This window comes from Kurthia sp. FSL E2-0154, from assembly GCF_038003625.1.
GTDB classification, from domain to species: domain Bacteria; phylum Bacillota; class Bacilli; order Bacillales_A; family Planococcaceae; genus Kurthia; species Kurthia gibsonii.
On sequence record NZ_JBBOPO010000001.1, the window covers coordinates 763,097 to 777,788 of the forward strand.

A 14,692-nucleotide genomic window follows, 5' to 3' on the forward strand; every position below is an offset into this window, starting at 1 on the left:
ACCAATTGCATACTTTATTTGAACATTGTGCGGATTTCGTTTTTTACATGGAAAACGTAGATGGACAATTCATTTATCGTTATGTTAATCCCGTGGCACTTGAAAAAGTATTTCAACAACAATCGCCAATCAATCAAACATTACAACAACATGTTCTAGTTTTAGAAACGCTACATGTCATTGAACGCCACTATAGACAAGCGCTTGAGACAAAAGAACAAGTTGTATTCCGAGATTTTTATTTGTTTTCAAATACACCCACAACGAGCGAAACAACTGTTATTCCATTCGGGAATGGAGAAGCGGTCTTAGCTATTACAAAAGAAGTTGATATCTTAAAAACAATAGAGGAAGAAAATCACTTTTTAAGAACATTGTTTCAAGAACAGATGAATCCTATTTTGGTGTTAAATACAGAATATGAAGTGATTAAAGCAAATAAGCGTTTTTATGAAACATTTGGTTTCCAGCCCAATATTCTTAGTAGAAACTTTTTTGATATAGCAAATTTAGATGAAGAAAAAAGAGTAGTCTTCTTTAATGCTCTGGCGAATGCACGCCGAGGTCGCCGTACAATGGTTCGGCAAAAATTGATTAAGGTACGACAAGAGACAGCAGAATTTATTTTGAGTTTCACACCTGTTTTACTGCATGAACGTGTTGTCGCAATTTGCATTCAAGCACAGGAATATACACGTAATATTGCGCTTCAGGAATCTTTAGATGAAGCAAGTACGATTTTGAAAGCGTATCAATACGCTCTAAATGAAGCTGCTAATCTATGTATGACGGATGCAGAAGGTGTTATTGAATATGTTAGTCCAGGATATGAAAAGATATCACAATATAAAAAAGAGGAATTAATTGGACAGACGAATGGTTTACTTAATTCAAGACAGCACCCGAAAAGCTTTTATAAAGAGATGTGGGATACGATTAAAGCGGGTCAGCCTTGGCGTGGTGAGATTTGTAATCGAACACGTCTCGGAACGCATTTTTGGGTGGATACAACAATTGTACCCATGTACGGATCAGATGGCGAAATCGAACACTTCTTGTCGATTTGTTTAGACATTACAGATAAACGTGTGATGATGACAAATTTACGCAATATCGAACGCACCTTCCGTTTAATTACAGAAAATACAAATGACTTTATTGTCATTACGAATGAAGATGGTATTGTACTATATGTTTCGCCTAATCATGAATCTCGTTTAGGTTATGAAAAAGAGGAGTTACTTGGACAATTCTATTTAAGTGTTTTAACAGAAGAGAGTAAGATGGTATTAAGTACAGAACTCGATGCACTTTTAGAAAATGAAGGCGAATCACAGTTAGAATTACAATTATGTACGAAGTCAGGCGAACGTGTCTGGATTGAAGCCCATATTACAGCTGTAGAAGATACAGAACGTTCTGAAGTGTATCAATTTGTTATTATTGCCAGGGAAATAACGAAGCGTAAACAAAAAGAAGATGAGCTTCGATTCCTTGCGTATCACGATAGTTTAACGCTCTTACCGAATCGTCGTTACGTGACACTAGAGTTTCCGAATTTAGTGAAGCAGGCGATTACATCGGGGACTGCACTGACGCTACTCTATTTAGACGGCGATAATTTTAAACGTATTAATGACTTATATGGACATGACATGGGGGATGACTTCATTCAAAACTTTGGACAAGCTTTACTACAAAGTGTACGCGATCATGATATTGTTGCGCGTATTGGTGGTGATGAGTTTATCGTCATTTTATCGAATATGTCATTAGATGATGACAAGCGAAATCGTCAAACGCTACAAGCAATTGAACGTATTCAAAATACACTGCGCCGTGGTTGGATGATTGGAAGTACACACTTCTCACCAACATCTTCAATCGGTGTAGCGAGCTATCCGAAAAATGGAGAATCTATTAATGAATTAATGGGGCATGCGGATGAAGCGTTATATGTGGCAAAACGTATTAACGGAAAAGACTCATATCATATTTCAGAAAAGTATTTTCAGGAGGATGTGTAATGAAAAAAATCTTATTGGTAGAGGATGAAAAAAGCATTGCACGTTTTGTTGAATTAGAGCTACGTCATGAACAGTTCGATGTAATCGTTGCATATGATGGTCGCAGTGGACTGGACTATGCTCTTAACGAGTCATTTGATTTAATATTACTCGATGTCATGCTACCTGAATTGAACGGTATAGAGGTGTGTAGACGCATTCGAAAGGAATCGGATATACCCATCTTACTCATTACAGCGAGAGATGCTGTTATGGACCGCGTAGCGGGATTAGATGCAGGAGCGGATGACTACATTGTAAAGCCTTTTGCGATTGAAGAATTATTAGCACGTATTCGAGCAGCACTTCGACGTACAACGACAATGAAAGATGTGGAATCGACGATCCTTCGTTTCCGTGATTTATTCATTGATGAACAAGCTTACACAGTCACAGTTGAAGGACAGGTGCTTCAATTAACAAAAACTGAATATGATTTACTCGTGTTACTCGTTCAAAATCAAAATCGTGTCTGTACAAGAGAACAGATTCTTGTAGCAGTATGGGGGTATGACAGCGAGGTAGAGACGAATGTAATTGATGTATACATTCGTCATTTACGTGCGAAGTTGCCGCCAGACTATAGTCATGCAATTGAAACAGTAAGAGGAGTGGGGTATGTGATGCGCACATGAAAATCAAACAACAATTGATGCAGAAGTGGATGCACCAATCGTTAAAAACAAAGTGGGCGTTCATATCTGCTTTTGTCATTTTTATTAGTTATTTATTTATTTGTGTCGTGATGTATGTATCATTACAATCATGGCTACTCTCAGACGAAAAACAGTCTGTCACACGTTCGATGAATGACCTCACATCCTTCTTTGAAAGTCGTGGTCCTTACTTAACGCTTGAAGAAGTCCAGCGCAACGGAAATTTAATCAATGGCATTGTCGATAAGAATCAAACAGCACGTATTTTAAATGCAGATGGCGTCGAAATTCTTCGCATTAATAATACGACAAAAGAGATTCCAGCTATACCATCTGATGTACCGAGCCGAGGCTATGCACTTGAAACATTAAAAGTGGATGGAGAAAAAAGTTTTGTAGCAACTGCAAAACTACGTCTAGGCGCGTTTGAAGGATATATTCAATTAACGCATCCTTTGAGTTCCTATGTATCACTCATGCGCTATTTATTAACAGCGATGATTTTAATGGGTGTGATAGCGCTTGTGTTATCATCAGCTGTTGGTTACACGTTGGCAACGAGGCTGTTGCGACCACTTGACCGTTTACGCTTTGAGATGAACCGTGTATTGAAAGAAGGTTTTGAAGCAAAAATTGAATTGCACGAACAAAGGCAGGATGAGATTGGTGACTTACTTGATGTGTACCGTAAGATGATGGTGGAGCTTGAAACTTCTTTTTTACAACAGCAACGGTTTATTTCTGATGCTTCCCATGAATTACGTACGCCGATTCAAATTTTAGAAGGTCATTTAAACTTAATTAAACGATGGGGAAAAGATGATCCAGAAGTATTGGCAGAATCACTCGATACGTCTTTACAAGAGATTCATAGAATGCGCTCTTTAATCGAAGAATTATTAGACCTTGCAAGACGTGAGAAAAAAGATATTCAAAATGGAGTAAATTTAATAGAAGAAACTAAAAAAGTAATAAATGAAACAAAACAATTACATCCAGAAGCGGAAATCATACTTGTGAGTAATGAAAAGGATACCTTGAATGCAGCAATATCAAGGGATGCTTATAACCAAATTGTACGAAACCTATTACAAAATGCTATTCGTTATACCGAAAAAATTCCAAATATACGAATAAGCTTGACAAATGCGGCTGAGTGTCACAAAATCGAAGTCGAAGACAATGGTATCGGCATTCAATCAGATGCCATTCCACGTATATTTGATCGTTTCTTCCGAGTGGATGAAGCACGTTCGAGAGAGTATGGAGGAAACGGTTTAGGCCTAGCAATCGTCAAGATGCTTGTTGAAAAGTATGATGGACAAATTTCAGTATCAAGTAAGGTAGGAAAAGGCACGAAATTCACTGTTGAAATTCCTAATTTTAACAATAAAGATGGAATAAATTAAGTAATTACGTGTTTCAAGTCCAAATTTGCTGAATTTGATAAAAAATATTGTATTTTTTGTGAAGAGTAGTAAGATTGAAGGGGAAAAAATATTATATCTAATTGCTAAAAGAATTCGCTTACATGCAAGCAGATATGATTGGTAAAATATACAGTGGATTTTCATATTATTATTATAACTATTGGAAAGATGCCACTAGGCAAAAAACTTGGAGGTTATTCTCATGTCAAACAACGTTTCACCATGGGCTGCTTTTTCAGGACCTAACCTTGGCTATGTGATGGATATGTATGACCTATACTTAACATCACCAGAGGAAGTAGATGCAGAATTAGTAGCATTATTTGAACAATACGGTGCGCCAGTTGCTCCAGCAGCACAAGGCGGCTCAGAAGTAGCAGCAGTTGCTTCAACAGGTAATATTACAACAATTCTTACAGCGGTTAAATACGCTGATGCAATTCGTAACTTTGGTCACTTAGCAGCAGACATTTACCCACTTCACAATCAAGCAAGAGATACGAAGCGTATTGAAGCAGCAACTTACGGTCTTACAGATCAAGATCTAATCGAAGTTCCAGCTTCTGCACTTATCAAAGAAGTACCTGCAGGTGTACGCAACGGTTTAGATGCAATCAACTACTTGAAAGAAATTTACACAGGTAAAATTGCATTTGAATACAACCAAGTTGTTGGACAAGAAGAAAAAGAGTGGATCCAATCTAAGATTGAAAGCGGTTCACTCAATGGCGCATTAACTGCGGATGAGAAAAAAGCTGTATTAAACATGTTAAACAATGTTGAAGGCTTTGAACAATTCATGCACAAAACTTTTGTCGGCGTAAAACGCTTCTCAATCGAGGGTGTTGACTCTTTAGTTGTATTAATTGATGAATTAATCAAACGTTTTGAAACAAAAGGTACAAACGATGTTCAAATCGGTATGGCACACCGTGGTCGTCTAAATGTGTTAACACATAACGTTCACAAACCATACAAAATGATGTTGGCAGACTTTGCACACGTACCAAGCGATTTATTCGTACCAGAAGACGGTTCACTTGTTGTAACAAAAGGCTGGTCTGGCGATGCGAAATATCACTTAGGTGCAACATATAAAGCAGACAATGGTAGTCGCGTATCATTAGCTTACAACCCATCACACTTAGAAGTTGTATCACCTGTTGTAAACGGTGCAACACGCGCTGTTCAAGAAGATACATCAAAACCAGGTTTACCTGTACAAGATACTTCTAAATCTGTATCAATCTTAGTGCATGGTGACGCAGCGTTCGCTGGTCAAGGCGTTGTAACAGAAGGTTTCAACTATGCAAGAACAAAAGGATTCACAACAGGCGGTTCTGTACACATCATCGCTAATAACATGATTGGTTTCACAACGGAACGCTATGATTCTCGTTCAACTGTTTACTCTTCAGACTCTGCAAAAGGTTACGAAATCCCAGTATTACACGTAAACGCTGATGCACCTGAAGCTGTAATTCAAGTTGCACGTTTCGCAGTTGAATACCGCGCGAAATTTGGTAAAGACATCGTTGTTGACTTAATCGGTTACCGCCGTTATGGTCATAATGAAATGGATGAACCAATGATTACAAACCCAGAAATGTACAATATTGTTCATAATCACGATACAGTGCGTGCATTATACGGTAAACAATTAGTATCTGAAGGTGTTGTAACAGATTCAGATGTACAACAACTACAAGCAGATATTAAAGCAACATTACAAGCAGAATTAGACGTTGTAAAATCAGCTGGACAAGGTGCAGAACCAGATCATTCAGTACCACAAGTTGTACTTGATGGATTCCCAGAAGTTGATACATCCGTTGAAAAAGAACGCTTAACAAAAATGAACGCTGAATTACTTCAGTTCCCTGAAGACTTCAACGTATTCAAAAAGTTAGGTAAAATCTTAAGCCGTCGTCAAGATCCATTCGAAGGCAAAGGTAAAATCGATTGGGGTCATGCAGAAACACTTGCATTCGGTACCATCATCCAAGACGGTCACCCAGTACGTATTTCAGGTCAAGATGTACAACGTGGTACATTCGCACATCGTCACTTAGTATTACACGATGAGAAGAATGGTAACGAGTTAACAATGTTACACCACATCTCAGGTGCGAAAGCTTCATTCGATGCAATTAATAGCCCATTATCAGAAGGGTCAATTCTTTCATACGAATTTGGTTACAACATTCAAAATCCAAACGCCCTAGCAATTTGGGAAGCGCAATATGGTGACTTCGCCAACATGGCACAAGTTATTTTCGATAACTTCATTTCAGCTTCACGTTCGAAATGGGGCATTAAATCAGGTTTAGTTATCTTATTACCACACGCAGCTGAAGGACAAGGTTCTGAGCATACATCTGCTCGTTTAGAACGTTTCTTACAATTATCAGCAGAGAATAACTGGACAGTCGCAAACCTTTCAAGCGCGGCGAACTACTTCCACTTATTACGTCGCCAAGCAGCAATGTTAAATACAGAAGCAATTCGTCCACTTGTATTAGTATCACCTAAATCACTACTACGTAACCAAATCGTAGCAGCTGATGTAGATGAACTAGCGAATGGTAAATTCGAAACGGTCATTGAGCATCCTGTAACAGGTAAAGATGTGAAAAAAGTACAGAAACTTGTCTTTGCATCTGGTAAAATGGCGATTGATATTGCAGAAAAAGTAGGAGAAGGAAAAGGATATGAGCACTTACACTTAGTACGTGTTGAACAGTTATATCCATTCCCATCTGAAAAAATTCAAGCAATTATTGAAAAATATCCAAATGTAAAAACACTTGCATGGGCACAAGAAGAACCGAAAAATATGGGTTCTTGGTCATTCGCTGATCCTTACTTACGCGAGTTAGAAGGCGATCATGAAATTCGCTATGTAGGTCGCGGGGAACATTCTTCACCAGCTGAGGGAGATCCAGATTCATTCAAAGTAGCACAAACAAAAGTGATTGAAGAAGCAGTATCTAAATAATCGTTCATCATATTGAAGGAGGAAATTTAAAATGGCTGACATTATCGTACCAGAATTAGCAGAATCTATTACAGAAGGTGAGATCGTACGCTGGGTAAAACAAGTGGGCGACTCTGTAGAAAAAGGCGAATTCATCGTTGAACTTGAAACAGATAAAGTAAACGCTGAAATCATCTCAGAAGAAGCAGGTGTTTTAACTGAAATCCTTGCACAAGAAGGCGATGTTGTAGAAGTAGGCGCTGTTATCGCACGCGTTGACGCAAATGCAACAGGTTCTGCTCCAGCACCAAAAGAAGAAGCGCCAAAAGAAGAAGCGCCAAAAGAAGAAGCAAAACCAGAAGCACCAAAAAAAGAAGCTCCTAAAGCTGCTCCAGCACCAGCTGCACCAGTAGTAGAAGAAACATCTTCAAACGAACGCATTATCGCTTCACCAGCTGCTCGTAAATTAGCGCGCGAAAAAGGAATCGATCTTGCTGCTGTATCACCAGTAGACCCACAAGGTCGCGTACGCGTACAAGACGTAGCTGCACACGGTACAGCTCCAGCGGCTCCTGCAGCACAAGCTACACCAGCAGCTCCAGCTCCTAAAGCTGTAGATGATTCTCGTGTAGAAGCAGTGAAAATGACACGTCGTCAACAAACTGCTGCTCGTAAATTATTAGAAGTATCACAAAACACTGCGATGCTGACAACATTCAACGAAATCGACATGACAGCAGTTATGGCACTTCGTAGCCGCAAGAAAGATGCTTTCATGGAAAACCATGACGGTACAAAACTTGGCTTCATGTCATTCTTCACAAAAGCTGTAACAGCAGCACTTAAAAAGTACCCAGCTGTTAACGCTAAAATCGTTGGTGACGAAATCCACTACAACAAGTTCTATGATATAGGTGTAGCGGTATCAACTCCAGACGGTCTTGTAGTACCAAACGTACGTGACACAGATCGCAAAAACTTTGCTGAAATCGAAGCAGACATTGCTGAGTTAGCAGTAAAAGCACGTAACAAAAAATTAGCATTATCTGACCTTGAAGGTGGTTCATTCACAATCACAAACGGTGGTATCTTCGGTTCATTAATGTCTACACCAATCATCAATGGTGACCAAGCTGCAATCCTTGGTATGCACAACATCGTAAAACGTCCAATCGCTGTAGGCGACGAAATCGAATTACGCCCAATGATGTACGTAGCATTATCTTACGATCACCGTATCATCAACGGTAAAGAGTCTGTTGGTTTCTTAAAAATGGTTAAAGATTTAATCGAAAACCCAGAAGATTTATTATTAGAAGGTTAATCACTGCCGACGGATGAAGGTTGGTCAAGCCTTGCAAACAGGACGTTTGCGCACTTGGCTTGACTACCATTCCAAGGGTTTGAGTGACTTCGGAAAATGAAGATATAGAGAAAGCCTCCGAGAAATCGGGGGCTTTTTTTGTGTTGTTTTTCTAATTTGATTACATTTTTGACCACAAGAGCTATAAATAAAATTTATATAATTAGTATGTTATAAAAGAGGAACTTGGTTTTTCAATCTAGTCTAATTGAGACACTTGATTCATATTCTAAGAATGATGAGTCTGTTTTTATATATTATTGAACAGTAAAAAAGAACTGATTTTCTTAATTCGCTTACAATTTGATAATTAATTGTTTAATATAGTAAAAAATACTATATAATAGATAATTAAATGATAACGAATTTTATGTAAACATATCATTTATTAAGTATGCTATATGGAAAAGAGTGAAGTGTATGCGAATGAAATTTGAAATTGAACCTTATGAAGATATGCTAGATGAACCATTTGAAGTACGTAGTTATTTTTTGGACCGAATCAATATGTACATAGAAAAAAATAATCGTATGGAAGAGTTTTGTACATCGACGTTTCATGCATCTATTTTATTAGATCTTGCGGAGGGCTTAGTTAACATGTATGAGCAGAATCAACAACCATTTGTGATTGAAATGTATGAAAGTACGCTTGAATATACGTTTACTTATTTCCAAAAGCTTTTGACGATTACTCGTTATGAGGGATACAACGGAGAGACGATTGAGATGATGAAGTGTCGCTTTGACGATTTTGTGGCAGCTTTTGTGACGGAATATGAGAGATACCATAAGGCAATTTTGAAGCAAGATTGTCATGCCTTTGACAATGAGCATTACTGTATGATGCGTGACCAGATTAATATTTTGAAAAATCATGTGAACGGTGTGATTTAGGAGGTGGAAATTCATGCGAATGAAATTTGAAATCGAATTATATGAGGATATGATGGGGAAACCATTTTGTTTGGATACGTATTTTAATTGTCGAATGAATATATTGATTTCTCAAAATGGTGTAGAGAAAGAGTTTTGCACATCGACTTTTCATGCTGCAATCTTAGTCGGAATCGCAAAAGGTTTAATCGAAATATATGACGATGAAAAATCGAAATTTACAGTTGAAATGTATGAAAGTACACTTGAATATACGTTTACTTATTTCCAAAAGCTTTTGACGATTACTAGATACGAAGGATATAACGGAGAAACAGTTGAGATCATGAAGTGTCGCTTGGACGATTTTGTGGAAGCCTTTGTGAAGGAATATGAGAGATACCATAAGGCGATTTTGAAGCAAGATTGTCATGCTTTTGAAAATGAGCATTACTGTATGATGCGTGACCAGATTAATATTTTGAAAAATCATGTGAATGGTGTGATTTAGAGGGCGATAAGCATTAAATCTTAAAAAAATTCATTTCCTTTTATATTTATACGTTTCTGTAGTACAATAGAAGTGGAGGGGATTAAATGCTTACTAAAATTAGAAAAGTGAAATTCGAACCCGCAACAAAAAAAACCGTTTACCAAGTCATTATGGAATGTCCAGAAGGGCAGCAGTTATATATCAAATTTGATTATACACAAGCAACAGGAAACTTTTGGCCGCTACAAGTAATCTACAACAAAAAAGGCTATGGCTCTAAGTTAGCATGGTACACGCAAAAAGTTGAAAAAATGCCTGTTCAAGAATTTTTAGGCAACATCTCGGCAAAGATTAATCGCAAGTACGATTTTACATTTAAAGAACCTTTAACAAAATAACGAATTACCTATTATTCTAGGAAGGCGGGGCTTCATTCATCACGAGGCGACTTCGCTTGCCTTTTTAGTTTAGAGGGATTTTGAAACAGATGTAAACAATGGAGGAGACTTCGTTGTTTTTTATTTTTAAAAAAATTAAGAGCTGTGCAAAATTTTGCACAGCTCTTTTGGTATATTAACCACAAGTTCAGATAAAAATAAAATAGTGTTTATTAAAATAAACGCTTTAAATCCTACAAATTCAGATTTACCTACAGTATAACTTATCTGGGTGAGAAAAAAAAGATTCCAAAAGGCTTGATATAATTTTACAGGTAATATATACTCTTTTTAAGAAATTGATAATAAAAGAAACGAGGTGCAAAAATGAGAATTGCGTTACAGCTCAAAGTCGAAAAACTACCTATTCAATATCGGATGATTTGTCTGGCTTTTGTAAAAGAGATGATTCGTCAAGGTGATGAAGAAATGTATAATCACTTATACGATAATATTAAGAAGCCGAAGCTTTTAACATACAGTATCTATATGCGTAACTTTAAAGCTTCACAGACACATTATGAAATGGAAGGTGCAACCTTTATATTTTCTTCCTCTGATCCGATGATTGCGTTAGCTTTTATTAACGGCGTATCAACAACGAAAAAGTTCGAACATCAAAATGTATCCATTGAAATTGAACATGTTCGAATCGTACAAGAAGCGATTATTCGTGAACAACAAGCAGAGTTTGTTATTTTAAATGCGCTGTTAGTAGAAGATGTACATGGAAAACCTGTTTTAATTGATGATGAAAATTTTGAAACAGAGTTAAATCATATTATGAATGCTAAGTTTCAGTACTTATATGGTAGAACCTTAAAACAACCGTTAAAAATTGTGAAATATCGTTTGAAAAAAGTAGTTGTAAAAGAAACAAATCGTCATGCCAATGGAAAAACATTATATTATACAGGGCAAAAAGGAAGACTTGTTTTAAAAGGACATCCAGAAGATCTACAAAATCTTTATTACGATGGGATTGGTTTACGAACGTCTAGCGGTTGGGGGACTTTGGAATTTATAAAGTAAGGAGGGATGAATATGTATGAACGTTTGTATATTCATGAATGGATTTATAACGCTGGTGCAGTTGCTATGCTCCAGCTAGATTCACAGCAGGAAATTAAAGTGAATGCGAATCGTTTAGATGTACCTATGGAGTGGATTGAGCAATTACCACAACGTCTTTTTGATTATTTGATAGAAAGCTATTCACGCGCGCAAAATACATTGGAGTGGCTACAAAAAACAATGAACTATGCGCGGAAAAACGTGGATGAAAAAGATAAAAAACAACAGACTGCTTTTAAAATGTCTATTGATCGATTTAAAAGTACTTTAAAAGATAGTTTAGCAAAAGTGAAAAAATATTTTGAAGAAGAAGCTATCGAAGCGGAACGATTAGAAAAAGAGAGTTTAGAAGCTTTGAAAGATAAAAATTTCGAATTATTAGAACACTTAATGCGTGAAATTCAAATTTTGTTAGAAAAGAAAGAAGTAGATGAAAAAATCACATTAAATTATGTGAAAGCTGTTATTTTAGCACCTGCTTCTGGTCAAGTTTCGTTTTTAAACGTTACGAAAAATGCAGCGACACGACAAGAACAACAACAAATTTTCTATACAGATTTTGTTGAGCCAGTATTAATTGAGCTACGCCTACGCACATGGATTGAACAGCAAGATGAAGAACAATTATTTTCTTTTTTACGAGAGAGTGAATATATAATCGCAAAAGAATGGCGAAAAGCACATAAGAAGGCTACAGCAATTGATTTTGAATGGTTTGAACAATATCCCAAATGTACAGCATTGCCTAATCATTGGGGTACACTACCATTCGAAGAAAAAATCTTTATGCCACTTGCTTCCACAAGTCTAAATGACCGTTGGTTTGGACATAAAGATCATATTCAAGTAATTAGTCCACTTGCACGTTTATTGCTGTTTTTATCGCCGCTTGGTTGTACGCGCTATCGTAAAAAAACAGCGAATTCAGAAGAAATGGTATTTGCGTTTTTACATGTAGAGGGAGACTGCGAAGAAAGTCTACAACGTAATCGTGCTTTTTCAAAAATCATGCATAATGAAAATTCACTCATTGAGGCTTTAAGAGGAACACATGAAAAGCAACAGCAGATTGAAAAAGCGAGAAGAGAAGTAACCGTATTAATTGAATGGTTTACAGAGAGTAAAGCGAAAAAGACATTACTGGAATATCGCTGGATTGAAGAGCGTTTTTACAAATATGTTCTCAATGAAAATTATATTTCGCAAGTTTATCCGATGGAATTTCGAGAGGCAATTGTACAACAACATTTACGAAACTATGATACAAAAATGTTGATTCAACAAGAGCTATATGAACAATTAAAAAAAGATATAGGACGTAACACGTGGGGTGTATACCAATGTTTACGTATACGTGAACTTATGATGGGAGGAAGTACAGTGGAACAACAAAAGTCTCTAACAGATCGCATGTACGCTACAGGTCATGCGCTAAGATTATCACTAACGAGTAATGATGTAAGTAATAGCGGGCAAAATGAATACAAAGCATCGAATAGTAAGAAGTTAGATGCATCGATTTATCGTATTTTAAATGCGGCTAAATCGGGTAATCGCACATTATTTTTTGAATTGGTTATTCGATTAAATATATTAGCAGGACGAAAAATTAGTAAGGAATTTGCACAATGCCTTGATCGAGAAGTTGTGAACGATGCGAAATTTGCAACAATGTCACTGGCATTTGTCGCAGGGTTAATGGCTGTCCAAACAAAAGAGGAGGAGAAAAAAGATGGGGAAAACAATTAGTCTATCAACTGTAGTAGAAGCAAGTCCGTTAAATTATGGTGAAGGTTTTGGAAATGTATCGGAAATGAAAAAATTAAGTCGTGGGGATGGGAATACGTACCCATTTGCCTCGCGCCAATCAATTCGCTATGACATCGTTCGCTTAGGCAATGAATGGTTCGGATGGAATTTAGATACTGTATCAAAAACAAAGGGAACAGTACAGTTTAAAGATGATGTAACGATTGCCGATTCAGTTGAAATGGATTTATTCGGTTATTTAAAAACAGGGAAAAAATCACTTAAGCGTGCGGCAGTTGCTCGTTTAAGTCACGCAATTGCGTTAGAGCCGTACACAGGAGATTTTGAGTTTCTTACAAATATGGGTTTAGCTGAACGTATTGACGATACTGCAAACTTAGCAAATATCGAAAATCATTTAAGCTATTATACCTACACGGTTACGATTGATTTAAGCCATATCGGTATTGATCAAAACGATTCGCTAGAATTATCAAATGATGAAAAATATGAGCGTGTAGCACAACTACTCGATATTATTAAATTACTTTCTCGTAATATTCGAGGTCGTCAAGAAAATCTAACACCAAAATTTATTATTGGTGGTCTCTATCCAGTAGCAAATCCTTTCTTTTTAGGCAATATCAAAATGAATGTAAAGGCGTTAGAGCTTGCGCCGCTAAAAGATACAATGGCATTAACATTTGCTGGACAGTCAATCGGTGAATGTACACAGATTGGACTGACACAAGGTACATTTTCAAATGAAGCAGACGTAGTGGAGCAGTTTGCAGGTCAAGTGCATACAGTGGAACAATTCTTCCAACAACTTTCAAAAGAAGTCGCACATTACTATGGTGTAGCACATGCAACTACTCAAGATTAAACTATTTCAAGAAACCGCATGCTATTTGAAGCCTTTTGCTTTTAAAGTAGGCGAAACATACCCCCTTGCACCGTTTTCAACGGTCAAGGGCATGTTACATGCTATTTTAAATGCGAAAGAGTATATTCCACTGCAACTCTCTATTCAAGGTGAGTTTGAAAGTATGTTCGTTGATTATCAAAAGAAATATATGTATAAGAAGTCAGATGTACCGGCACAATTGATTACAGATGGACTAAAAGAACAAGTTGAAACAGATTCGAACCTTGTTACAACGATGCCTATGTATCAACACTTATTATTTAATGTCACGCATGTCATTCATGTACAGGCAGAACCAACTATTTTAGAAGAACTCTATAACAAGTTTCAAAACCTTTCGACAACCGTTAGTTTAGGTAGATGGGAAGACTTAGTAAGAGTAGACCAAGTTGAATTGATAGAAGTACAAGAAGAAGGAAATGACGTAACAAAATATACACAATATATTCCAGCTACTTTGCGTGAAGAGTATGAAATGGGAGAAAATAGCCCGTTCTATCATTTACCACGAAAATACACGATTGTACGAGGACGTAGACAATGGGATTACATCGAAGCGATGCTAATACCTAAAGAAACAGATATATCTCTACATGATTGTTTTGATGAAGAAGGATTACCGATTTTTTTAATGGAGGGATAA

The 14,692-nt window shown here is 36.9% G+C and carries 12 protein-coding genes; all 12 read left to right on the plus strand.

Annotation, left to right across the window (positions count from 1 at the left end; all coding sequences use genetic code 11):
- Positions 1 to 47 precede the first annotated feature (47 nt).
- The 12 genes from MHB75_RS03645 to cas5b all read left to right on the plus strand — a co-directional run bounded on the left by MHB75_RS03645 (position 48) and on the right by cas5b (position 14,692).
- A complete protein-coding gene (locus MHB75_RS03645) occupies positions 48 to 2,027 on the plus strand; it encodes a diguanylate cyclase domain-containing protein (RefSeq protein WP_340995974.1) in 1,980 nt (659 codons plus the stop codon).
- Complete coding sequence (locus MHB75_RS03650) at positions 2,027 to 2,701, plus strand: response regulator transcription factor (protein WP_340995975.1); 675 nt, start codon at positions 2,027 to 2,029, stop codon at positions 2,699 to 2,701. The genes MHB75_RS03645 and MHB75_RS03650 overlap by 1 nt, the downstream gene beginning before the upstream one ends.
- The gene (locus MHB75_RS03655; protein WP_340995976.1) at positions 2,698 to 4,131 is read left to right on the plus strand and encodes a HAMP domain-containing sensor histidine kinase; all 1,434 of its coding nucleotides are present in this window, start codon (positions 2,698 to 2,700) and stop codon (positions 4,129 to 4,131) included. The genes MHB75_RS03650 and MHB75_RS03655 overlap by 4 nt, the downstream gene beginning before the upstream one ends.
- 223 nt (positions 4,132 to 4,354) lie before the next feature.
- Positions 4,355 to 7,150, plus strand: coding sequence for a 2-oxoglutarate dehydrogenase E1 component (locus MHB75_RS03660; RefSeq protein ID WP_340995977.1), 2,796 nt, complete (start codon positions 4,355 to 4,357; stop codon positions 7,148 to 7,150).
- Between the two features lie 31 nt (positions 7,151 to 7,181).
- Complete coding sequence (odhB, locus tag MHB75_RS03665; RefSeq protein ID WP_340995978.1) at positions 7,182 to 8,453, plus strand: 2-oxoglutarate dehydrogenase complex dihydrolipoyllysine-residue succinyltransferase; 1,272 nt, start codon at positions 7,182 to 7,184, stop codon at positions 8,451 to 8,453.
- A 459-nt stretch (positions 8,454 to 8,912) separates the two neighbouring features.
- On the plus strand, positions 8,913 to 9,389 hold the full coding sequence (locus MHB75_RS03670; protein WP_340995979.1) for a hypothetical protein: 477 nt from the start codon (positions 8,913 to 8,915) through the stop codon (positions 9,387 to 9,389).
- Between the two features lie 13 nt (positions 9,390 to 9,402).
- Positions 9,403 to 9,879 (plus strand): hypothetical protein, encoded by a 477-nt coding sequence (locus MHB75_RS03675; protein WP_340995980.1) that lies wholly within the window; start codon positions 9,403 to 9,405, stop codon positions 9,877 to 9,879.
- Between the two features lie 86 nt (positions 9,880 to 9,965).
- The gene (locus tag MHB75_RS03680) at positions 9,966 to 10,259 is read left to right on the plus strand and encodes a hypothetical protein (RefSeq protein WP_141274102.1); all 294 of its coding nucleotides are present in this window, start codon (positions 9,966 to 9,968) and stop codon (positions 10,257 to 10,259) included.
- Between the two features lie 366 nt (positions 10,260 to 10,625).
- Positions 10,626 to 11,330, plus strand: a complete 705-nt coding sequence (gene cas6 / locus MHB75_RS03685) for a CRISPR-associated endoribonuclease Cas6 (protein ID WP_340995981.1) — start codon at positions 10,626 to 10,628, stop codon at positions 11,328 to 11,330.
- Positions 11,331 to 11,342: 12 nt separating this feature from the next.
- The gene (locus MHB75_RS03690) at positions 11,343 to 13,121 is read left to right on the plus strand and encodes a hypothetical protein (RefSeq protein ID WP_340995982.1); all 1,779 of its coding nucleotides are present in this window, start codon (positions 11,343 to 11,345) and stop codon (positions 13,119 to 13,121) included.
- On the plus strand, positions 13,105 to 14,007 hold the full coding sequence (cas7i, locus tag MHB75_RS03695) for a type I-B CRISPR-associated protein Cas7/Cst2/DevR (RefSeq protein ID WP_340995983.1): 903 nt from the start codon (positions 13,105 to 13,107) through the stop codon (positions 14,005 to 14,007). Before MHB75_RS03690 ends, cas7i begins: the two co-directional genes overlap by 17 nt.
- Complete coding sequence (cas5b, locus tag MHB75_RS03700; RefSeq protein WP_068453965.1) at positions 13,988 to 14,692, plus strand: type I-B CRISPR-associated protein Cas5b; 705 nt, start codon at positions 13,988 to 13,990, stop codon at positions 14,690 to 14,692. Before cas7i ends, cas5b begins: the two co-directional genes overlap by 20 nt.

Coding starts and splice junctions, on each gene's coding strand:
- MHB75_RS03645 (WP_340995974.1), top strand. CDS start 48: ATGGAAAACGTAGATGGACAATTCATTTATCGTTATGTTAATCCCGTG.
- MHB75_RS03650 (WP_340995975.1), top strand. CDS start 2,027: ATGAAAAAAATCTTATTGGTAGAGGATGAAAAAAGCATTGCACGTTTT.
- MHB75_RS03655 (WP_340995976.1), top strand. CDS start 2,698: ATGAAAATCAAACAACAATTGATGCAGAAGTGGATGCACCAATCGTTA.
- MHB75_RS03660 (WP_340995977.1), top strand. CDS start 4,355: ATGTCAAACAACGTTTCACCATGGGCTGCTTTTTCAGGACCTAACCTT.
- odhB (WP_340995978.1), top strand. CDS start 7,182: ATGGCTGACATTATCGTACCAGAATTAGCAGAATCTATTACAGAAGGT.
- MHB75_RS03670 (WP_340995979.1), top strand. CDS start 8,913: ATGCGAATGAAATTTGAAATTGAACCTTATGAAGATATGCTAGATGAA.
- MHB75_RS03675 (WP_340995980.1), top strand. CDS start 9,403: ATGCGAATGAAATTTGAAATCGAATTATATGAGGATATGATGGGGAAA.
- MHB75_RS03680 (WP_141274102.1), top strand. CDS start 9,966: ATGCTTACTAAAATTAGAAAAGTGAAATTCGAACCCGCAACAAAAAAA.
- cas6 (WP_340995981.1), top strand. CDS start 10,626: ATGAGAATTGCGTTACAGCTCAAAGTCGAAAAACTACCTATTCAATAT.
- MHB75_RS03690 (WP_340995982.1), top strand. CDS start 11,343: ATGTATGAACGTTTGTATATTCATGAATGGATTTATAACGCTGGTGCA.
- cas7i (WP_340995983.1), top strand. CDS start 13,105: ATGGGGAAAACAATTAGTCTATCAACTGTAGTAGAAGCAAGTCCGTTA.
- cas5b (WP_068453965.1), top strand. CDS start 13,988: ATGCAACTACTCAAGATTAAACTATTTCAAGAAACCGCATGCTATTTG.